We start from the raw sequence: 19,953 nt of genomic DNA, 5'->3' as shown, positions 1-19,953 counted from the left end.
GGTAAGGCTTTTCCGTTTACGCAGGGGAACATTTGCCCTTTATTCCCCAAATTTAACACCTACATATAACTTTTTGCTTATGTTAGGATTAATGTTATTTTGCTGGTCATTTTTCGCAGCAACAAAATCTTACATACCATCATGATTCCTGTTACGTACCTCGCCCTCGGCGATAGTTATACTATAGGTGAACAAGTTTCCCCCTCCGAACGTTTTCCTGTGCAGGCGGCCGCTTTGTTGCGGGAACAAGGCTTTGACGTATCAGATCCGCAGATCATCGCCACCACCGGGTGGACCACCGACGAACTGGAAGCCGGCATTGCCGCAGCACATATAAGTAAAACCTACGATATAGTAACACTGTTGATAGGTGTAAATAACCAATACCGTGGCCGTTCCGAGGAAGAGTATGAAACAGCATTTACCGCCCTTTTGCAAAAGGCCATCGTTTTTGCCGGCAACAATCCTTCACATGTGGTAGTGCTGTCTATTCCCGACTGGGGCGTAACGCCATTTGCCACCGGCGGCGACCGGGAACTGATTCACCGGGAAATTGATGCGTATAACGCGGTCAATAAAGCCATTGCGGAAGAGTGGCTGGTGCCTTACCTGGATATCACGCACTTTACCAGGGAAGCCGCTCAGGATCCCGAACTGCTGGCAGGCGACGGATTGCACCCTTCCGGAAAGGACTACAGCCGCTGGGCCAAAGCCCTGCTGCCTTTGTTGCTACAAGCGTTGCACTGAGAAAAAAAATATCCTACATTCATCTTAAAGAAAACCTGAACCAATGGAAAGCCATATTGTAAAAATCCTGGCCGTTACCCCCGTAACACACAACGTCCGTCAATTCACCGTGGAAAAGCCCGCCGGATATACCTTTGTACCCGGTCAGGCTACAGAAGTAGCCGTTAATAAACCCGGATGGGAAGAAGAAAGACGCCCCTTTACCTTTACCAGTCTCACCGAATGGGATCACCTGGAATTCACGATCAAGAGCTACGACGACCATAACAGCGTTACCCGCGAACTCGGGCACCTGAAAGCCGGCGATCAACTTATCCTGCACGATGTATGGGGGACCATTCAGTATAAAGGAGAAGGCACCTTTATCGCCGGCGGCGCAGGCGTTACCCCTTTCATCGCCATCCTGCGTGACCTGCAGCACAAAGGCCAACTGGGCAGCAACCAGCTGATCTGCTCTAATAAAACCCTGTCGGATATTATTCTGAAAGATGAATTTGAAGCCATGCTGGGCAACCGCTTTATTAATACGCTGACAGCACAGGAAGTGCCGGGCTACGACCACCACACCATCGATGAAAGTTACCTGAAAGAGAAGATCAGTGATTTCAACCAGCATTTCTATATCTGTGGCCCCGATCCTATGGTACAGCAGTTGAAAGCCATCCTGGTAAAACTGGCCGGAAACGATGCACTGGTAACGGTAGAAATATAGCCCGCCGTTTTCACCGGCGATTTCCTGCTTTTTACCGGTAAGGGTACTTTATTAGCCTAAACCCTGTTTCCAATAACAGTGCGCCGTTCTACATTTGTATCATAAATAGTAAAACAAATGAAAAACGAGGATATCGAAGCATCAAAAAGAAAAGGCCGCTTTATAGGCGGTGCAGTTTTCATCATCGTTGGTGCCTGCCTGTTATTGCAACGCCTGGATCTTAATCTGCCCCACTGGCTGTTCTCCTGGCAAATGATCCTGATCGCTATCGGTATCGTTGTAGGGGCAAAACATAAATTCAGGTTCGGGGGATGGATTGTGATGGTCCTGGTAGGCGGAATTTTCATGGCAAACGAAATACTCGAGCTGCCATACGCCACCGCCCAGTTTATATGGCCGGTAGTGCTGATCCTGGTAGGTGTGGTGCTGATCTTTAAAAAGAGTTATCAGGGTACGGACTGGACATTCAAAAAACACGCCTTCGGCTCCAGCCAGGAATTTGCCAGTGGCGAGGATACGCTGAGTGCCAACGCTATCTTTGGCAGTGTGAATAAAATGGTGATGTCTAAAAACTTTAAAGGAGGCGATGTAAGCGCTGTCTTTGGAGGCGCCGTTATCAACTTCATGAATGCAGATATCAATGGCACCGCTGTGATGGATGTTTCAGCCGTTTTCGGTGGTTGTGAAATCATTGTACCGGCCCACTGGAAAGTTCAGGTGGATATTGATGTTGTGCTCGGCGGGGTGGAAGACAAACGTCACACCGGCATGATGTCTAACGGATCCATTGAGAAACTGCTGGTCCTGAAAGGATCCTGTGTATTCGGTGGTGTAGAAATAAAAAGTTACTGATCATAAAACATCCATATCTCTCAACCTGTATTCTATCTTCTCCAACTTTTAAATTTTAATTTTATGCATTGGTTTGTTGCGAAAGTTGTATACCAGATCATCTGCGGTGAAGGCAATCATACCCCGCAATTTGATGAACAATTAAGATTAATCAGCGCTGTTACCAAGAAAGACGCCTGCGATAAAGCCCGCGAAATTGGTATGCAGGAACAATATGCTTTTAAAAATCAACAACAGGAACTGGTACAATGGAAGTTCATCAACGTACCGGAAGTATATACCCTGGATCAGCTGACAGACGGCATGGAACTGTACTCCCGCATTGAAGAACCGGGAGACCCCAATTCCTACATCGCCTGGTTGCAGATGAAATCTGCCCAGTTACAGGGACAACAATACTTTGAGCTTAACGTATAACTGATAAATCACCTTCTTTGGTAAAACAAATGATTAAAGGTAACGCCTGGTGGGCTTTCCTCGCATCCTTCGCCATCTGGATGTTCCTTTATGGCGGGCTGCTGTGGTACTGGTTCGACCTTCCCATCTGGCTATCGGCCACAGACAGTGCAGTGCACGTTATACTCCTGGGGGCCGCCGGTATTGTAATAAGCCATAACGTGGCTTACTACCGCCCGGCAGACGGCACCATGAAGTTTGGCTACGTAGCCATAGTAAGCTTTGCCCTGTCTGTTTTGTGGGTATGCCTGAGCCGCTGGATACTGGTATCCGCATTTCCCGCTGATCCGCTGTATCTCAATTGGCTGAACAACGCCATCCCCGTTCACGCCATCGTAGGGTGCATGCTGATTGCAGGTATCGGCTTCAGAAGCCAGATGTGGTACGATGCGGAAGAACAACAGGAATACCGCCAGCGCCAGGAGGCTACGGAAAAGATAGTGAGAGAAGCAGAGCTCTTTAAACTGCGGCAGCAACTGCAGCCGCATTTCCTGTTTAACAGCCTCAACTCCATCAACGCGCTCATCATGCTGCGGCCAAAAGAGGCCCGCGAGATGGTATTGAAGCTCTCCGATTTTTTAAGAGGGTCATTGAAGCGCGAGGATGATCAATGGATCACACTCGCCGACGAACTAAACTATTTGCAGCTGTACCTGGATATAGAGAAAGTGCGTTTCGGGCATCGTTTAACCACCAACGTTATCCCTTACGAAGAAGCGGATAAAATGATGATGCCACCAATGCTGCTGCAGCCCGTAGTAGAAAATGCAATTAAATTCGGACTATACGATACCACCGGTGATATCACCATCAGCATAAGGTCATGGTTGCAGGATAACATGTTGTATATCGCCATACAAAATCCGTTCGACAACGAACTGCAACAGCCAAACAAAGGAACCGGTTTCGGCTTAACTTCCATACAACGCAGGCTGTACCTGCTGTTTGCACGGCAAGACCTGCTGGAAACCACCGCCATTGACAATATTTTTACTACCATTATTAAAGTACCACAATCGCATGATAAAAGCAGTATTAATTGATGATGAACCATTGGCCCGTGAAGTGGTGAAGGAATACCTGTTAAGCTTCCCGCAAATAGAAGTGGTGCAGGAATGCAATGATGGGTTTGAAGGACTAAAGGCCATACAACAGCATCAGCCGGATATCATCTTCCTGGATATACAGATGCCAAAGATCACCGGTTTTGAAATGCTGGAACTCGTGGAAAATATGCCCGCAGTGATCTTTACCACGGCCTTTGAAGAACATGCCATCAGGGCCTTTGAAGTACATGCGGTCGACTATCTGCTGAAACCTTTTTCCAGTGATCGCTTTGATAAGGCCGTACAAAAATGGCTGGATCATTTTCAAACACCCGCCGCCACCAACACAGAAGCCCTGCTGGAAACCGCCGCCACCACCCCTTTGCAAAGCAACCGCGTGGTAATAAAGCTCAATGGTAAAATTAAAATTATCCCGGTACAGGATATCCACTACCTGGAAGCAGCAGACGACTACGTAAAAATAGTAACTCAGGAAGGCAGCTTCCTGAAAAATAAAACCATGTCGTTCTTCGAAAAAATGCTGGACCCGCAACAATTCACACGGGTACACCGCTCTTACATACTCAACGTAAACCAGGTAACCCGTATAGATCCCTACGAGAAAGAAAACCACCTGGCCATTCTCCGCAGTGGCGCGAGGGTATTGGTGAGCAAAACCGGTTATCCGCGCCTGAAGGCAGCGCTGGGATTGTAGCGAATTTTGTCTTGGCTCAGGATTACGTTGATTATACTGATTAGCTGGATTTTTACTTTTGGATTTTTTTAGATTTTTGGATTAATAATATTTAAGGGAGATAAAAGCGAATATATCCGCTTATATCTCCCTTAATCCTTTATAAATCAAAAAAGTAAAAATCCAGCTAATCAGTATAATCAGCGTAATCCTGAGCCAAGACAAAACTCGCTACAATCCAGCAAACAACCGATCCAGCTTTGCTTTGGGAAGAATTTTCTGCACCTGTATGCCTGTAGCAATCACGCGGCCATTGCAAACGGCCTCGTAGCTGCAGGTGATTTCGTGGTGTTGTATTCCGGTGATCACTGCGGTGAAGTCCACCTGGCTGCCGGCTAAAGCGGGGGAGAGGTGTTCCACGGTAAGGCGGGTGCCAATGCCTTCTTCTTGTGCTTCCTTCATTTCCATCACAAACAGGCGGCAACACCATTCTGCATCCCGCGCCAGTGCGAAGGTGGCGTATACGGGATGAACCTGGCCGCTGTCAAAAGAGGCACAGTCTTCCTGCCGCACGGTGCGGCTGAAATGTTTGGTATCACCGGGTTTGAATAACGGAAGCATACTTTTTAAATTTTATTGCACTACCAGTACCGGGATCCTTACCTGGTGTCTTACCTGGTTAGCTGTTTCACCATACAGCCAGTCTTTAAAGCCCCTGTGGCCGTGGCCGCCCAATACCAGGAAGTCTGCTTTTTCTTCGTGTACGATGCGGGCAATTTCACGTGCGCGCCTGCGGAAGCCGAGCACGCCTCTGGCGCTGATGTTGCGGCTTTTCAGCAGCGCAATGTAGGTGTCCAGCTGTTCCTGGTCGCGGCGTGTTTCCAGGTCGTCCGACTCTTTTCCAAAGTATTTGGCGGAAGCGCTTTCCACGATATGAATGAGGATATATTGCGTGTGTTCGTTACCGTGAGCGATAGCGTTGGTTACAATATCTTTATCGCGTTGCGAAAAATCGAGGGCCATGGCAATACACTGATAGGTGGGCTTTTCCATTTCTCCCAGTGTAACCTGGGTGGTATGGATGCCTGCCGCAGCATCTTCGCGGTAACGGCGGCGCAGCGGGTATACAATGGTGATAAGTAGCAACACCACGAAGCCGAGGCAGCCGGCCATAATTAATCCGTCTACAAAAATATTCCCGGTACCGGACATATAATCAAAGGCTTCTGATAATACCATCCGCATATTAAGGTACACCAATAAACTGGTGACCAGCCAGCTGAAAATTTTGGTAACAGGTTTAATGGCAAACGTGCCCATCGTTTTTTTATCGCTTACAAAATGGATAAGGGGGATGATGGCAAAGCCCAGTTGCAGGCTGAGCAATACCTGGCTGAACACCAGGAGCGCACCTACCTCTTCGTCGCCGGCAATAAGGATTACCAGCAGGGCAGGGATGATGGCCAGCAGCCGGGTGATCAATCGCCGCAGCCAGGGGTTGATACGCAGGCGGAGATAGCCTTCCATTACAATTTGCCCGGCCAGGGTGCCGGTTACAGTGGAACTCTGACCGGCAGCAATCAATGCCACGGCAAACAGGATGGGAGCCAGTTTGCTTCCCAGCAGCTGATCCAGCAGGCGGTGTGCATCCTGGATCTCCGCCACATCTGTTCTGCCACTTTTGAAAAATACGGCGGCAGCAAGGATCAGGATAGCAGCATTTACCAGGAACGCCAGGTTCAGTGCAATGGTGCTGTCGATAAAGTTCATTTTAATGGCCTGCCTGATACCCGCATCATCCCTTTTTATTTTCCGTGTTTGTACCAATGCCGAATGGAGGTACAAGTTGTGCGGCATTACGGTGGCGCCGATAATACCGATGGCAATATACAACGCGGTGTTATCGGGGATGCCGGGGATAAAGCCCCGTATTACTTCATGCATTTGCGGCTTCACGAGGATCAGCTCCACGAGGAAAGAAGCGCCCACAATGGCAACGAGACTGATAATAAATCCTTCCATTTTGCGGATGCCATAACGTTGCAATATGAGGAGCAGAAAGGTGTCGAGTACGGTTAAGCTTACGCCCCATACAAGCGGCAGCCCCGTCAGCAGTTGAATACCAATGGCCATCCCCAGTACTTCTGCCAGGTCGGTAGCTGCTATGGCGATTTCCGCCAGCACATATAAGATGAAATTCACTACCGGCGGATAGGTTTCCCGGTTAGCCTGTGCCAGGTCGCGGCCGCGCACAATGCCCAGCCGGGCACTCAGGCTTTGCAGCAGCAGGGCCATGAGGTTACTCATGAGTAATACCCACAATAATTTGTAGCCGTATTGGCTGCCGCCGGCCAGATCGGTGGCCCAGTTGCCAGGGTCCATATAACCAACGCTTACGAGATAGGCGGGGCCGAAGAAGGCGAAGATCTTTTTCCACCTGGATTTTCCACTCGTTTCTACACTCTGATGTACCTCACTTAACGATGCTGATGAATGTGTATGCTCGATGCTCATAGTATATTGCTGATAATTAAACGGGTCTGACCATAATGTTTTTTGCAACCTGTTCACTGATGGTGATGGCCGGTTGTCCTTTTACTTTTATTTCAATAGAATTGTCGTACTCGTAATGCGCCACTATTTCCAGCTGAGTACCCAGCTTAATCCCTTTGGCGTTGAGAAAGGCCAGCAGCGCGGTCGATTGATCTGATACGGCTGTTACCACCAGCCGTTTGGCGTTGGCCTGATCCAGCGAAGTTTGGGGGCGAGGTTTTGCCAGTTTGCCATTGGCGTCGGGAATCGGGTCGCCGTGCGGGTCTATCACGGGATTGCCCAGGAATTCGCTGAGCCGGTTGGTGAGCTTTTCACTGCGCACATGTTCCAGTTCTTCCGCCAGCTCGTGCACTTCTTCCCAGCTGAAGGAGAGCTTATCTACCAGGAAACACTCCCACAGGCGGTGTCGCCGCACAATTTGCAGGGCTGCTTTCCTGCCGTCTGCCGACAGCGTGATGCCTTTGTACTTTTCATATTCAATCAGCTTTTTCTCTTTCAGCTTCTTGGCCATGTCTGTTACCGATGCAGGCTTGGTTTCCAGTTCATAAGCCAGCGCGTTGGTGGTTACAACAGCGTCGCCTTCCTGCAGCTTATATATCGACTTAATATGGTTTTCCTCTGCGATAGATAAATTCATGCTATCTAAAATATTATTTAGACAAATCTAAATAATAATTCTGAACATTTCTCTATCCGGTATGTTTTTTGATTTTTAACGCGCACATATAAAAATTATATCTAACTTTTCGCCCAGAATTAACTTTTCTAATGAAGCGTTTCCTTTTATTATTACTGGCAATCGGAGTTTTAGCAGCCTGCAAATCGAAGAAGAAATCAGGCAGCGGCACTGAGCCCATGACATTTGAAGACTTCCAGGCATTGTTTACACCTGGTACCCTGCCATACCGGCTTACACCGGATACGCTCCAACTGAAACAACCGGATTCACTGCGACTGGATACAGCCGCCATGCGGTTTTTAACAGATACGCTGACGAAAGGTGATTTCGGTAAAAACGAACCGGTGAAATATTTCCCGCTGCAGCGGATTCCCGGCAACACTGTGAACTATATGACTATAAAAGCTGCCGGCAGGTCACAATCGGTAGGTTATCTCTGCTTCCTGGATAAAAAAGGCAAGTATCTCAACCGGATCCGTGTAGCCAACACAGGTAGTGCGGACGGTACGGTTACCTCCCTGCTGATAGACAGTAAAAATGTAGTGAAGATCAGCAGCGAAACAAAATTGTCGGGCAGCCGGAGCGCATTGAAAGAAGATTTTTACATGGTGAATCCTGATGGATCGGTAACACTTATCATGACTAACTCCAACGGACCTACGAACGCCGGCCAGATCTTCAACCCGATTGATACATTACCCCGCAAACACAAATTTTCCGGCGATTATACAGCCGGCGACATGAGCATTGTATCCATCAGGGATGGTGATGATCCAAAATCCTTCCAGTTCTTCATCACCTTCTCAAAAGATAACGGTAACTGCAAGGGAGAACTGAGCGGCCGGGGACATTATATTGGTGGCAACCGGGGCGAATACAAAGACAAGGAATCTTCCTGTGGTATCGCCTTCCAGTTCACCGGCAACCGGGTGAGTATCCGCGAAATAGGCGGCTGCGGCGCTTATCGCGGCATCAAATGCTTCTTTGAAGGCGGCTTCGCGAAGAAGGCGGAGAAGAAAAAGAAGAAGTAGGATCGCCTTCGGCGATTGTAAATTGTCTTGGAGCAGGATTACGCTGATTATACTGATTTTTTGGATTTGATCATTTTTGATTTCTAAAGATTAAGAGAGATATAAGCAGATAAGATTCGCTTGTATCTCTCTTAATTTTTTAAGAATCATTTAAAAAAATCCAAAAAATCCAATGAACAAAAATCAAGCTAATCAGTATAATCAGCGTAATCAGCGCTCAAGACAAACTCCGCATCGCCGAAGGCGATCCCCGCGTTTTTTTAAAAAATATTTGGTAGAATAAAAATAGTTTATACCTTTGCGATCCAATCGAACGAAAGGGACGATAGGAAAGAAACAAAAGAGGGAGCTTAGCTCAGCTGGTTCAGAGCATCTGCCTTACAAGCAGAGGGTCACTGGTTCGAATCCAGTAGCTCCCACACAATAGTAATTTGACATATTTCCAAAGATCTTAAAGAGGGAGCTTAGCTCAGCTGGTTCAGAGCATCTGCCTTACAAGCAGAGGGTCACTGGTTCGAATCCAGTAGCTCCCACACTACACCTACCTCCAAAAGATCTTTACGGGAGCTTAGCTCAGCTGGTTCAGAGCATCTGCCTTACAAGCAGAGGGTCACTGGTTCGAATCCAGTAGCTCCCACACTACACACAAATAAAAAGGTCCTGCAGCAATGCGGGACCTTTTTGCGTTTAGCCACTAAGGACTGTAATAGTTATTTCTTAAATATCCGTTTTACCGCTTTACCCAGTTTATTCAGGTTGGCAATTTGTTCCTGTATAGGCGCCAGCGTCAGATCTTCCGATTGAAGGCCCGCTTCCAGTGAATCAAACTCTCTTTGCTCCGGGTACAGCAGGATTACATTATTGTCCTTAAAATGCCGCTCTAATTTAGCAGGAATACCATCCATATATGCATGATAGGAGAGCGTGCTTTTACGCGCGGTAACCACCACTACCAGGTCGTCCCGGGTAATTTCCCTGGAAAGAACCAGGAAGTCCTCGATGGTATCAAACTGGCGGAAACCCAGGTCCACGCTCATCTTCGTTTGCTCTGCAAAAGCGGTGGTGATCGTTTGTGTTTTCTCATTACAAAAAACCAGTAACCTGGCGCCTGCCTGCTTGGCCAGCATAAACATTTTCTGCATGTAATGCAGGAAGCCCAGCTCGTATTCGGCGTTGGGCGGCATTACCAGCACCATTTTTTTGGTGGTATTCAGCGGTGAATGGAAGTTGCACACATACACGGTTTCCCATACCCGCTGTAACACGTTATCGAGAGTGGTACCAAAAATGTTGCCCAGCCAGCGGTCGGTGGTACTTGTTTTATCCGTCCAGCCCAATATCACATCGCTGATCAGCAGCTCCTTGGTGGCACGCGTAATGCCATCGGAAACGTTGAGGTCTATGCGGGTTACCACCTGCACGTCACTTTCCGTGGCAGCGGCATGTATTACCGCTTTTTCCAGCATCTTGTTGGTGAGATGGATCTTCTCTTTCGCCTCTTCATTATCCTGAACTACCGCCAGCGGGTAAATGGGAGTAGGGGCGTTACTGTCTTTGATCATTACTGCAAAGTCAAGCAGGGCCTCAATACGGTCGGGGTTGGAAACCGGCACCAGTATGCGCTCTGGCTGATCGTCCACTTCCGGTTTGCCTTCAGCTTCCTGTATGGCCAGCCGGCGGCCGGCATTTTCGGTTACAAAAGAGCCCACCAGGCAGGTAATGAGAATGAGTATCACGGTGCCATTCAGCACATGCTCATCTACAATATGCATATTGTACCCAATCAGTATTACCGCAATAGTAGCCGCGGCGTGTGCGCTGCTGAGCCCAAAGATCACTTTGCGCTGGTTGGCGCTGTACTTGAAAACCAGTTGTGTAAACAGGGCGGCCAGCCATTTGCTGCTAAGCGCCATCAGGGTAAGCGCGCCGGCAATGATCAGGGCTTCAGGGCCTTTCAGTAATACCCGCAAATCTACCAGCATACCCACGCTGATGAGGAAAAACGGGATGAAAATAGCGTTGCCCACAAACTCAATCCGGTTCATCAGCGGGGAAGTATGCGGGATCAGCTGGTTAAGCGCAAGCCCCGCCAGGAAGGCGCCGATAATACCTTCTACGCCGGCCAGCTCGGCCAGGAATGCGGATGCAAATACCAGCGCCAGCACAAAAATGAAATGTGAAGTTTTATCGTCTTTAATCTTCTTAAAAAACCACCGGCCAAGCATGGGCATCAGCCAGAGGATGATGGCGGCAAAAATGGCCAGTGAAATGCCAAGCCGCACCCAGAAATAAGTATTCAGGTTACCGGCCTGCGCACCGGTGATCACGGCCAGTATCAGCAACACCGCAGTGTCGGTGATAATGGTACCACCCACGGCTACGGTAACGGCCTCGTTTTTTGTAATACCCAGCCGGCTTGCCAGCGGATATGCCACCAGCGTATGAGTAGCAAACATGCTGGATACCAGCAGGGTAGCCATGAAGTTAAATTGCAGCACATAGGTGCATACCACAAACCCCATTGTAAGGGGAATAAAGAAGGTAAAAGCGCCGAAAACCATGCTGCGGTAGCGGTTCTTACGGAATTCTGTCATGTCCAGCTCCAACCCCGCGAGAAACATAATATACAATAGCCCGGCTTTGGCAAAGAGGTCAATACTGTCTTTCTGTATAATTTTAAAACCATGATCGCCGATCAGCATACCGGCAATAATCAGCCCTATGATACTCGGTATCCGCAGTTTACGTAACAGGATGGGCGCCAGCAATATTATAAACAACACCAGCGAAAAGATAGGCACCGGATCTTTCAGCGGTAAATTTGTATTCATCAATAAAACCAGTCCGTTCATCATAACCATTTTTTAAATTCGGAAGTATCCTGAAATCAACAGATCTCTGCTAAATATGGATAAATTAACGAATAATCCATGTAATTTTGCATAAAGCTTTTATTAAAGATGAGCGATCGTACAAGTACAAAAGGATTACCGGAGGAAGAGGTAGATGTGCTGGTGGCGGAAGATGAACAGTTTCCGTTCAGCCTGGTAGTCTGGAATGACGAGGTGAATACATTCGACTGGGTCATTGCTTCACTGATGGAGGTATGTGGTCACACGCATGAACAGGCAGAGCAGTGCGCGCTGATCATTCATTTTAATGGAAAGTATGCCGTAAAACAGGGAGAATACCTGAAACTGCGTCCCCTGTGTGAAGCCCTGCAGGAGCGGGGACTAAGCGTTACTATTGAAGAAATGGCAGGCAGCTGATTCCTGATATGTCCGTTTTCCGTCTTAACAAACAACTGATTTTCCCCCCTGTTCAGCTTTCGGAGCCGGACGGACTACTCGCCGTGGGCGGTGATCTGTCGGTAGAAAGATTGCTGCTCGCTTACCGTTCCGGGATCTTTCCGTGGTACGATGAACCGCCTATCCAATGGTGGAGCCCTGATCCCCGCTTCGTATTATTTCCGGATGAATTAAAGATATCCGCCAGCATGAAACAGGTACTGCGCAAAAAACAGTTCCGGATTACCTTCAATGAAGATTTTGCAGGCGTAATTGCCCGGTGCAGCAGCATTCCCAGGGAGGGGCAAACCGGTACCTGGATCACGCCCGAAATGCAGGAAGCCTACATCCGGCTGCACCACGCCGGCTACGCGATGTCGGTGGAGTGCTGGCAAAACGACGAACTGGTGGGCGGTCTTTATGGTGTTAAAACAGGTCCCTTCTTTTTTGGCGAGTCGATGTTTGCCACTGTGAGCAACGCCTCCAAAGCAGCTTTTATCACCTTTGTGCAAACTTATGCACACGAACTGGAAATGATCGACTGCCAGGTGCATACCGACCACCTGGCCTCGCTGGGCGCAGGTTTTATTACCCGCGAGGAATTTCTGGAGATCATTGGTTTTTCGTAACTTACCTATCTTCTTTTTAACTCCTAAATGTAATCCACGATGAAAAAGCTATCGCTGCTGTTTGCTATTGCAGTCTTTTCTGCTGTTACCGCATTCCAGCCTGTAACCAGCGCCAGGGAAGACAGGTCCCTTCTGCTCAATCAACTGCAACAAACAAAGGAACAGCTCCTCAAAGATGTGCAGGGACTTACTGATGCACAGCTGGAATATAAGCCCGCCGCCGATCGCTGGTCAGTGATTGAGTGCGTGGAGCATATTACCCTGATTGAAAAAGCAATTATGGAAGGGGAACAACACCTCATACAACAACCTGCCAATCCTGAAAGAAAAAAGGATATTAAAGCCACCGACGAACAGATTATTAAGAATGTGGAAGACCGCAGCCATAAAGTAAAGGCGCCCGAATATGGTGTTCCAAAACACACTTATTCCTCTAATGCAGAAACTATAAAAGCTTTTACAGACCAGCGGGATAAACTGATTGAATATGTCACCAACACAAAAGATGCGTTGCGGGATCATATTATGGATCACCCGGCACTGGGACCAGTAGATGCTTACCAGTTACTATTGCTGGATGCGGCGCATACTAACCGGCACACGCAACAGCTGGAAGAAGTAAAAGCTGATCCCGGTTTTCCGAAGTAATATAGCCATCCCTGCTGTTGGCATGGTATAATCATTGCCGGTGCACGTGTATCTGTTTATACTGAAATACAAAAGTATGAATCTGAGACCGCGCACCGACATTACTGAACCCGAAAGGAAAATTGGGATGAGGCTGATCATAGGCGACGGGCTGGCGGCGGAAGCCATGATCACACTCACCGGCGGCGCCTTCCTGATTGCAATGGCACTGCTCATGGGCGCCAATAATCTGCAGATAGGATTGTTGTCTGCCTTACCCACTTTCACCAACGTGTTTCAATTAATATCCATTTGGCTGGTGCGGCGCACCAACAACCGGAGAATGGTAACAGTGCTGTGTTCCCTGCTGGCCAGGATACCGCTGTTGCTGATAGGCGCTATTCCTCTGATGTTCCCGCAAACAGGCAATATCAATTTCCTCATCTTCTTTCTTTTCTTTTTCTACTTCTTTGGCTCTATCGCCGGCCCCAGCTGGAACGCCTGGATAAAAGACCTTATCCCGGAACAGATCATGGGCACCTATTTTGCCAAACGAAGCAGCTATACGCAGGGACTAAACGTAGTACTGAGCCTGGCAGCCGCTTTTGGCGTGGATTATATCCGCAGGCATTACCCCGCATATGAACTTACTACCTATTACTGTATGTTTATTGCTGCCGGTGTTGCCGGCATAGCGGGGGCTTTTATACTGGCCGGAGCGCCGGAACCACAGTCGTATATGGACAAGGAAAATTTTTTCAAATTATTGCTGCGCCCGTTGCGCGACAATAATTTTCTCCGGCTGCTCGTTTTCAATTCAGCCTGGGTGTTTGCCCTGAATATTGCCACACCTTTTTTTACGGTATTCATGATGCAGGGAATGCATTTGTCCCTGTCTGTTATCACTATATTGCTGATGGTAAGCCAGCTCACAGGAGTATTTACATTCCGGATGTGGGGCGTGTTTGCAGACAGGTACAGCAATAAAACCATTCTGGCCATCAGCGGTCCGTTATACATTTTTTGCGTAATCGGGTGGTGTTTTGTTGGAATTTATTCGGAGATGTATGCCAATATAATCCTGCTGGTGCTCATCCATATTTTCACTGGTATTGCCAATGCAGGTATCAATCTCTCGTTAACCAATATCGGGCTTAAACTGGCCCCGGTAAAGGATGCGGTGGTATACTTATCCGCCAGGAACATCATTACCGCCGTTTTTTCCGCCCTGGCGCCGCTGGTTGGTGGTATCCTGGCCGACTTTTTTGAGTCAAGACATATACAGATTGATGCAACATTCACGGGGCCACACAAATCAAAGGTGCTGCACCTGCTGGCCCTGCATCAATGGAATTTCCTGTTCCTCATTAGCGCCATCCTGTCGTTGATATCACTGGAACTGCTGCTGCTGGTGCAGGAAAAGGGAGAAGTGGGCAAAAGTATAGTCGTACGCATTATGCGCAGCAGTATTAAAAATAACCTGAAAGATTATTACCTGATCGGCAACCTGATTTCGTGGCATGACCATTTCCGCGGATTTTTACTCCGCAGAAAATCCGGTTAGCGCAGATCCCAGTCGATCAGCTGATTGTGCCATTCCTGGCGGAAAGGAGTCGTTACTTTGATGTAATTATCGGTGTAACCTTCCATCATACCATCTTTTCCCAGCGATTCAAACAGCACCTTCCTGGTTTGATGCAGGTGTTGCTCATTAAAGTATTGCTGTTTTTTGTGGCTGAGGTTACGCAGCATTTTATTGCGTTCGTTCCGGATATGCACAGGTACTACCGGTTTAATATCCAGTGCACCAGTGTTGGCGCGTTCTGAGTAGGTAAATACGTGCAGATAAGATACATCCAGTTCATGCAGAAAGTCGTACGTTTCACGGAAATGCGCATCGCTTTCAGACGGGAAGCCTACGATCACATCTACACCGATGGCGCAATGTGGCATAAATTGTTTGATCAGCGCTACTTTCTCTGCATACAACTCACGGCGGTAACGGCGGCGCATCAGGCCAAGGATCTCATTACTGCCGCTTTGCAGTGGAATATGAAAATGAGGCATAAACCTGCGGCTGTTGGCCACAAATTCAATGATCTCGTTAGTGAGCAGGTTAGGTTCTATAGAAGAAATGCGATACCGGGAAATACCTTCCACTTTATCCAGCTCCTGTGCCAGTTCAAAAAAGGTTTCTTCCCTTTTCTTGCCGCCTTCAAAGCCTTTTCCAAAATCGCCCAGGTTTACACCCGTGAGCACAATTTCCTTTACGCCGGTAGCGGCCAGGTCGTGTGCATGTTTTACTACATTGGCAACACTGTCGCTGCGGCTTTTGCCCCGCGCCATTGGGATGGTGCAAAAGGCACAGGTATAATCACAGCCATCCTGTACTTTCAGGAAGGTGCGGGTACGGTCGTTAAGAGAATAGGAAGCATGAAAACTATTCACCTCGTCAATATCGCAGGAGCAGATTTTAGCGCTGTCGCCTTTGGTGAGCGTTTTCAGGTGTTCGGCGATGTTGAACTTTTCAGCGGCGCCGAGTACCAGGTCCACCCCTTCAATAGAAGCAATTTCCTCAGGTTTCAGCTGGGCATAGCAGCCGGTGATTACTACCATGCTGCCGGGTGCGCGGCGCTGTATGCGGCGCACCAGCATACGGCACTCTTTATCAGCATTATCTGTTACAGAGCAGGTGTTGATTACATACACATCTGCTGTTCCGTCAAAATCCGTTTTTACAAACCCATCCTGTTCCAGCAACCTGCTTATTGAGGAGGTTTCTGAAAAATTCAGCTTACAGCCGAGAGTATGAAATGCTACTGTTTTTACCTGTTCCATAAAGGGAGGCAAAGGTAGGAACTTTTTATGTCATAGTTAGGTAAGGAATTTTTGACTATTTTGCGCGGCGTTCTATTGTTTTATGAAATCAATGCAAAAATACCTGCCCGTCTTCCTGTTGTCCATCTTACTGCTTGCCGGCTGGCAGCAGAAGTGGTGGAAAAGCGCGCCCGCAGCTCCTTCCCCGGGCAGCCGCCCTGTAGTGGTTCGCAATAACTCCAGCAGTCCCGCTATCGCCAATGAGGTAATTAACAGGCATGCCCATCTTGAATATACCAAACATGCCATTTGTCGGATGGATTGCCGTCAGGTGACAACCGCAGAAGTGGAGGAGATCCTGGCGGAAGGCAAGATCAACGCGGAAAAGTCTAACCCGGAAGACCGCCCCTGCCCAACGTATGCCCTGGAAGGTTATTCCAGTGAAGGCCAGCACCTGCGGATCGTTTTTGCGCCCTGCGATTCACAGCACGCCAAAGTAATTACCTGCATCGACCTGGATAAGGACTGGGTCTGCCACTGCGATTAAATCGGCCACCGGTTCGGTGTAATTAGTAATTTTCTTCGTAGTTTTCCGCCATATTAAACCTTTCGAGGCGTTTATGAATTTTTTACTGAAACCGTTGCGTGTTATTTATGTGATATACGCCGCCGCTACTTTCCTGGGCATCATGTTCCTGATACTGCCCCCCATTTTCCTGGCCTCTTTACTGGGCCGGCAAAAAGGAGGTAACATCATATTTTATTTCCTGCGCTTCTGGGCACATACCTGGTTCCCGCTGGTAGGCATGTGGGTTACCCGCAAATATTTATGCGAACGCGACAATGAACCCTGCATCTATGTGGTAAACCACCGCTCTTATCTTGATGCAGCCATCGCCGTAAAAGTAATGCGCCTCCCTTTCCGCCCGCTGGGAAAAGTAGAAATGTCTAAAATTCCTTTCTTCGGTTTTATCTATAAAAATTCAGTAGTACCGGTGGACCGTTCCAGCGCAGCCGCCAGGGCCCGCAGCGTACGGGAAATGATGACCGCCCTCAAAGCAGGCATCTCCATCCTCGTGTTCCCGGAAGGCACCACCAACGATACCGATCAGCCATTACGCCCCTTTCATAACGGTGCATTCCGTATGGCCATCGAATTGCAAAAACCAATCAAACCGGTGCTCTACCTCGATGCAGGCCACCGCTTACCACATAAAGGACCTATGCACATCTCCCCCGGCAAATGCCGCGTGGTATTCCTGCCACCAATACCCGTAACAGGAATGACACTCGATGATATCAACACCCTCAAACAACAGGTGTTTGATGCAATGGACACCGAATTACGCAAGTATCACAAATATCCAACCCTGCAGCCAATAGGATGAAGTACGCAGACGTAATATTGCCATTGGCGTTACCAAAAAATTATACTTACGCGGTTCCCGAAAATATGTCCACCCTCAAGGTAGGAAGCCGGGTAGCCGTTCAGCTAGGGAAACAAAAGAAGTACGCCGGTATCGTGAAAGCCATTCACGAACAGGCCCCCCTGTATAAAACCAAGCCGCTGCTGGATATGCTGGATGCAGAACCTATCGTGTATCCCACACAGTTAGCCTTCTGGACATGGGTGGCCGCTTACTATATGTGCACGGAAGGGGAAGTGCTGAATGCCGCCCTGCCAGCCCATCTCAAGCTGTCCAGCGAAACACTCCTGCTCTTCAACGATGCCTTCGGTGACGACTTCACTTCCCTCAACGATGATGAATACCTCATCGCGGAAGCCCTCCTCATCCGCAAGGAACTGCGCATCGAAGAAGTACAGCTGATTCTCGATAAATCAGAAGTTTACTCTGTTATCAAATCCCTGATAGAGAAAAAAGTACTGCTGGTATATGAAGAGCTGAAAGAAGTATACCGCGAGAAACAGGAGAATTATGTGCAGCTGCATGCGGACTACCAGGAAGAAAAACAACTGGCCGCATTGTTCAACGATATGGGCCGCGCACCCAAGCAAATGGAACTGCTGCTCGCTTATCTCCACCTGCTCAAAACACAGGGCGTGGTACTGCAGAAAGAACTGCTGAAAAAATCCGGCGCCACCACCGCCCAGTTAAAAGGACTGGTAGATAAAAATATCCTTTGGATAGAAAAACGCACGGTAGACCGGATTCCTACCGGTAAGGTAGATACACAGATCGATTTTGACCTGAGCCCTGCACAGGAAGCTGCCTTCGCAGAAGTACAAACACACTTCAAAGATAAACAGGTAACCCTGCTTCACGGCGTTACCTCCAGTGGTAAAACACAGGTATACGTGAAGATGATGGAAGAATGCCTGGCTGCGGGCAAACAGGTGCTGTACCTGTTGCCCGAAATAGGACTCACCGCGCAGATCATCCGCCGCCTGCAGAAGCATTTCGGCACCAGCATTGGTATCTATCACTCCCGGTTCAATAACAACGAACGCGTGGAAATATGGAACAAGGTGAAAACAGGGGAGCTGCAAATCATACTGGGCGCCCGTTCCAGCCTGTTGCTGCCTTTCCGCGACCTGGGCCTTATTATCCTCGATGAAGAGCACGATGCCTCCTATAAACAACAGGACCCGGCTCCCCGTTACCATGCAAGGGATGCCGCTATTTATTATGCCGGCCTCTTTAAGGCCAAAGTGCTCCTCGGCTCCGCCACACCTTCCCTGGAATCGTATTTTAACGCCCAACAGGGAAAATATGGGCTTGTTGAACTGAAAGAACGCTTCGGCGGCGTGGAAATGCCGGCGATAGAAATAGTGGATATCAAAAAGGAAATGGCGGAAAAAACAATGGACGGCCATTTTACCTCCGCCCTGAAAGCAGCCATCACACAAACTATAGCCGATGGCAAACAGGTGATCCTGTTCCAGAACCGCCGTGGTTATGCACCTTTCCTGCTATGTACTACCTGCGGATGGATCCCGCATTGCAAACAATGCGATGTTTCCCTCACCTATCATAAAAACCAGGATAAACTGCATTGCCACTATTGCGGCACCAGGTATCCATACGTACATACCTGCGCAGCCTGCGGCTCGCAAACCATTGAACCCAAAAGCTTTGGTACCGAGAAAATAGAAGACGACCTCCAGGTGGCCTTCCCGGAAGCCCGCATCGCCCGTATGGACGTGGATACGGTGAGGAACAAAGACAGCCACAATAAACTCATCCAGCTGCTGGAGGATCGCAGTATAGACATACTCGTAGGCACGCAGATGGTGGTAAAAGGGCTGGACTTTGAAAACGTGAACCTGGTAGGCATCCTCAGCGCCGACAACCTCCTGGGCTTCCCCGATTTCAGGGTGAATGAAAGGGCCTTCCAGATGATGGAACAGGTAAGCGGCCGTGCCGGCCGTAAAAACGGGCTGGGAAAAGTATTGATCCAGGCCAGCAACACCCGGCACCCGGTATTGCACTATGTGATGGCGCACGACTATAAAGGCATGTTTGAAGCAGAAATCGCTGAACGGCAGGTATTTGGTTACCCGCCCTTTTTCCGTTTACTGAAGCTTACTATCCGGCATAAAAACCAGCAAACAGCTGAACAGGCAGCACAGATCCTGGCCAGCTGGCTGCAGCCGCATATCGGTGCACAACTGGTAGGACCAGCAGCTCCGCTGGTAGCAAGGGTACGTAATAATTATTTACAGGAAATGCTGATCAAATTGCCACGTGAAGCCAGGCTGATCACTCATATCAAAAGGGTGTTACAGGAGTTTATTATTCAACTGAAAACGGAAAAAAAGTTCCGTTCGGTAGTGATCATACCGGATGTAGACGGCGTATAA

Annotated in this window: 19 protein-coding genes and 3 tRNA genes; 17 read left to right on the top strand and 5 right to left on the bottom strand. The window is 48.6% G+C overall.

Features of this window, described 5'->3' with window-relative positions; translation table 11 throughout:
* The first annotated feature begins 141 nt into the window (after positions 1-141).
* From ACLHR0_RS02185 to ACLHR0_RS02160, 6 genes are all read left to right on the top strand, one after another.
* On the top strand, positions 142-747 hold the full coding sequence (locus ACLHR0_RS02185; RefSeq protein ID WP_436484415.1) for an SGNH/GDSL hydrolase family protein: 606 nt from the start codon (positions 142-144) through the stop codon (positions 745-747).
* Between the two features lie 43 nt (positions 748-790).
* Positions 791-1,459 carry an FAD-binding oxidoreductase gene (locus ACLHR0_RS02180; RefSeq protein ID WP_436484414.1) on the top strand — a complete coding sequence of 223 codons (669 nt, stop codon included), beginning with the start codon at positions 791-793 and terminating at the stop codon, positions 1,457-1,459.
* A gap of 117 nt (positions 1,460-1,576) precedes the next feature.
* Complete coding sequence (locus tag ACLHR0_RS02175; protein WP_436484413.1) at positions 1,577-2,311, top strand: LiaF transmembrane domain-containing protein; 735 nt, start codon at positions 1,577-1,579, stop codon at positions 2,309-2,311.
* A 63-nt stretch (positions 2,312-2,374) separates the two neighbouring features.
* Positions 2,375-2,728, top strand: coding sequence for a DUF4288 domain-containing protein (locus ACLHR0_RS02170; RefSeq protein WP_079469030.1), 354 nt, complete (start codon positions 2,375-2,377; stop codon positions 2,726-2,728).
* A 29-nt stretch (positions 2,729-2,757) separates the two neighbouring features.
* Entirely contained in the window at positions 2,758-3,810 is a 1,053-nt protein-coding gene (locus ACLHR0_RS02165; protein ID WP_429045357.1) for a sensor histidine kinase, read from the top strand.
* Complete coding sequence (locus tag ACLHR0_RS02160; protein ID WP_370909684.1) at positions 3,788-4,528, top strand: LytR/AlgR family response regulator transcription factor; 741 nt, start codon at positions 3,788-3,790, stop codon at positions 4,526-4,528. Before ACLHR0_RS02165 ends, ACLHR0_RS02160 begins: the two co-directional genes overlap by 23 nt.
* Before the next feature lie 210 nt (positions 4,529-4,738).
* On the opposite strand, the gene ACLHR0_RS02155 is transcribed toward ACLHR0_RS02160, so the two are convergent.
* Genes ACLHR0_RS02155 through ACLHR0_RS02145 form a run of 3 tightly spaced genes read right to left on the bottom strand, consistent with a single transcriptional unit; the run spans position 4,739 to position 7,697 of the window.
* Positions 4,739-5,128 (bottom strand): thioesterase family protein, encoded by a 390-nt coding sequence (locus tag ACLHR0_RS02155; RefSeq protein ID WP_436484412.1) that lies wholly within the window; start codon positions 5,126-5,128, stop codon positions 4,739-4,741.
* 12 nt (positions 5,129-5,140) lie between these two features.
* Positions 5,141-7,021 carry an Nramp family divalent metal transporter gene (locus ACLHR0_RS02150; RefSeq protein ID WP_436484411.1) on the bottom strand — a complete coding sequence of 627 codons (1,881 nt, stop codon included), beginning with the start codon at positions 7,019-7,021 and terminating at the stop codon, positions 5,141-5,143.
* A gap of 16 nt (positions 7,022-7,037) precedes the next feature.
* On the bottom strand, positions 7,038-7,697 hold the full coding sequence (locus ACLHR0_RS02145) for a metal-dependent transcriptional regulator (protein WP_370909687.1): 660 nt from the start codon (positions 7,695-7,697) through the stop codon (positions 7,038-7,040).
* A 131-nt stretch (positions 7,698-7,828) separates the two neighbouring features.
* On the opposite strand from ACLHR0_RS02145, the gene ACLHR0_RS02140 reads away from it, so the two are divergent.
* The 4 genes from ACLHR0_RS02140 (at position 7,829) to ACLHR0_RS02125 (ending at position 9,407) form a co-directional block, all read left to right on the top strand.
* Positions 7,829-8,770 carry a hypothetical protein gene (locus tag ACLHR0_RS02140; RefSeq protein ID WP_436484410.1) on the top strand — a complete coding sequence of 314 codons (942 nt, stop codon included), beginning with the start codon at positions 7,829-7,831 and terminating at the stop codon, positions 8,768-8,770.
* A gap of 344 nt (positions 8,771-9,114) precedes the next feature.
* A tRNA-Val gene (locus tag ACLHR0_RS02135) sits at positions 9,115-9,189 on the top strand.
* A 39-nt stretch (positions 9,190-9,228) separates the two neighbouring features.
* Positions 9,229-9,303, top strand: a tRNA-Val gene (locus tag ACLHR0_RS02130).
* A gap of 29 nt (positions 9,304-9,332) precedes the next feature.
* Positions 9,333-9,407 (top strand) — tRNA-Val (locus ACLHR0_RS02125).
* Positions 9,408-9,480: 73 nt separating this feature from the next.
* On the opposite strand, the gene ACLHR0_RS02120 is transcribed toward ACLHR0_RS02125, so the two are convergent.
* The gene (locus tag ACLHR0_RS02120; RefSeq protein WP_429045366.1) at positions 9,481-11,625 is read right to left on the bottom strand and encodes a cation:proton antiporter; all 2,145 of its coding nucleotides are present in this window, start codon (positions 11,623-11,625) and stop codon (positions 9,481-9,483) included.
* A 105-nt stretch (positions 11,626-11,730) separates the two neighbouring features.
* Between ACLHR0_RS02120 and ACLHR0_RS02115 the strand changes: the two genes are divergently transcribed.
* From ACLHR0_RS02115 to ACLHR0_RS02100, 4 genes are all read left to right on the top strand, one after another.
* Entirely contained in the window at positions 11,731-12,039 is a 309-nt protein-coding gene (locus ACLHR0_RS02115; protein WP_079469023.1) for an ATP-dependent Clp protease adaptor ClpS, read from the top strand.
* An 8-nt stretch (positions 12,040-12,047) separates the two neighbouring features.
* Positions 12,048-12,686 (top strand): leucyl/phenylalanyl-tRNA--protein transferase, encoded by a 639-nt coding sequence (gene aat / locus ACLHR0_RS02110; protein WP_436484409.1) that lies wholly within the window; start codon positions 12,048-12,050, stop codon positions 12,684-12,686.
* A gap of 39 nt (positions 12,687-12,725) precedes the next feature.
* Positions 12,726-13,334: a DinB family protein gene (locus ACLHR0_RS02105; RefSeq protein ID WP_429045369.1), complete on the top strand. Its 609-nt coding sequence runs from the start codon at positions 12,726-12,728 to the stop codon at positions 13,332-13,334.
* Between the two features lie 76 nt (positions 13,335-13,410).
* Positions 13,411-14,877 (top strand): MFS transporter, encoded by a 1,467-nt coding sequence (locus tag ACLHR0_RS02100; protein WP_429045371.1) that lies wholly within the window; start codon positions 13,411-13,413, stop codon positions 14,875-14,877.
* On the opposite strand, the gene mtaB is transcribed toward ACLHR0_RS02100, so the two are convergent.
* Complete coding sequence (gene mtaB, locus ACLHR0_RS02095) at positions 14,874-16,163, bottom strand: tRNA (N(6)-L-threonylcarbamoyladenosine(37)-C(2))-methylthiotransferase MtaB (RefSeq protein WP_436484408.1); 1,290 nt, start codon at positions 16,161-16,163, stop codon at positions 14,874-14,876. The genes ACLHR0_RS02100 and mtaB overlap by 4 nt on opposite strands.
* Positions 16,164-16,233: 70 nt before the next feature.
* On the opposite strand from mtaB, the gene ACLHR0_RS02090 reads away from it, so the two are divergent.
* The 3 genes from ACLHR0_RS02090 (at position 16,234) to priA (ending at position 19,953) form a co-directional block, all read left to right on the top strand.
* Positions 16,234-16,677 (top strand): DUF4258 domain-containing protein, encoded by a 444-nt coding sequence (locus ACLHR0_RS02090; protein WP_429045375.1) that lies wholly within the window; start codon positions 16,234-16,236, stop codon positions 16,675-16,677.
* 73 nt (positions 16,678-16,750) lie between these two features.
* The gene (locus tag ACLHR0_RS02085; protein WP_079469018.1) at positions 16,751-17,518 is read left to right on the top strand and encodes a lysophospholipid acyltransferase family protein; all 768 of its coding nucleotides are present in this window, start codon (positions 16,751-16,753) and stop codon (positions 17,516-17,518) included.
* Positions 17,515-19,953 carry a replication restart helicase PriA gene (gene priA, locus ACLHR0_RS02080; RefSeq protein ID WP_436484407.1) on the top strand — a complete coding sequence of 813 codons (2,439 nt, stop codon included), beginning with the start codon at positions 17,515-17,517 and terminating at the stop codon, positions 19,951-19,953. Before ACLHR0_RS02085 ends, priA begins: the two co-directional genes overlap by 4 nt.

The sequence above is a fragment of the Chitinophaga sp. ARDCPP14 genome (assembly GCF_051362515.1).
In the GTDB taxonomy this organism is placed as follows: Bacteria; Bacteroidota; Bacteroidia; order Chitinophagales; family Chitinophagaceae; genus Chitinophaga.
The sequence above is the reverse complement of the archived record's forward strand: the minus strand, read 5'-3'. Positions and strand labels throughout refer to the sequence as shown.

What these genes read in the sequence shown, in the direction of transcription:
- ACLHR0_RS02185 (WP_436484415.1), top strand. Translation starts at nt 142, where the DNA reads ATGATTCCTGTTACGTACCTCGCCCTCGGCGATAGTTATACTATAGGT.
- ACLHR0_RS02180 (WP_436484414.1), top strand. Translation starts at nt 791, where the DNA reads ATGGAAAGCCATATTGTAAAAATCCTGGCCGTTACCCCCGTAACACAC.
- ACLHR0_RS02175 (WP_436484413.1), top strand. Translation starts at nt 1,577, where the DNA reads ATGAAAAACGAGGATATCGAAGCATCAAAAAGAAAAGGCCGCTTTATA.
- ACLHR0_RS02170 (WP_079469030.1), top strand. Translation starts at nt 2,375, where the DNA reads ATGCATTGGTTTGTTGCGAAAGTTGTATACCAGATCATCTGCGGTGAA.
- ACLHR0_RS02165 (WP_429045357.1), top strand. Translation starts at nt 2,758, where the DNA reads ATGATTAAAGGTAACGCCTGGTGGGCTTTCCTCGCATCCTTCGCCATC.
- ACLHR0_RS02160 (WP_370909684.1), top strand. Translation starts at nt 3,788, where the DNA reads ATGATAAAAGCAGTATTAATTGATGATGAACCATTGGCCCGTGAAGTG.
- ACLHR0_RS02155 (WP_436484412.1), bottom strand. Translation starts at nt 5,128, where the DNA reads ATGCTTCCGTTATTCAAACCCGGTGATACCAAACATTTCAGCCGCACC.
- ACLHR0_RS02150 (WP_436484411.1), bottom strand. Translation starts at nt 7,021, where the DNA reads ATGAGCATCGAGCATACACATTCATCAGCATCGTTAAGTGAGGTACAT.
- ACLHR0_RS02145 (WP_370909687.1), bottom strand. Translation starts at nt 7,697, where the DNA reads ATGAATTTATCTATCGCAGAGGAAAACCATATTAAGTCGATATATAAG.
- ACLHR0_RS02140 (WP_436484410.1), top strand. Translation starts at nt 7,829, where the DNA reads ATGAAGCGTTTCCTTTTATTATTACTGGCAATCGGAGTTTTAGCAGCC.
- ACLHR0_RS02120 (WP_429045366.1), bottom strand. Translation starts at nt 11,625, where the DNA reads ATGATGAACGGACTGGTTTTATTGATGAATACAAATTTACCGCTGAAA.
- ACLHR0_RS02115 (WP_079469023.1), top strand. Translation starts at nt 11,731, where the DNA reads ATGAGCGATCGTACAAGTACAAAAGGATTACCGGAGGAAGAGGTAGAT.
- aat (WP_436484409.1), top strand. Translation starts at nt 12,048, where the DNA reads ATGTCCGTTTTCCGTCTTAACAAACAACTGATTTTCCCCCCTGTTCAG.
- ACLHR0_RS02105 (WP_429045369.1), top strand. Translation starts at nt 12,726, where the DNA reads ATGAAAAAGCTATCGCTGCTGTTTGCTATTGCAGTCTTTTCTGCTGTT.
- ACLHR0_RS02100 (WP_429045371.1), top strand. Translation starts at nt 13,411, where the DNA reads ATGAATCTGAGACCGCGCACCGACATTACTGAACCCGAAAGGAAAATT.
- ACLHR0_RS02090 (WP_429045375.1), top strand. Translation starts at nt 16,234, where the DNA reads ATGAAATCAATGCAAAAATACCTGCCCGTCTTCCTGTTGTCCATCTTA.
- ACLHR0_RS02085 (WP_079469018.1), top strand. Translation starts at nt 16,751, where the DNA reads ATGAATTTTTTACTGAAACCGTTGCGTGTTATTTATGTGATATACGCC.
- priA (WP_436484407.1), top strand. Translation starts at nt 17,515, where the DNA reads ATGAAGTACGCAGACGTAATATTGCCATTGGCGTTACCAAAAAATTAT.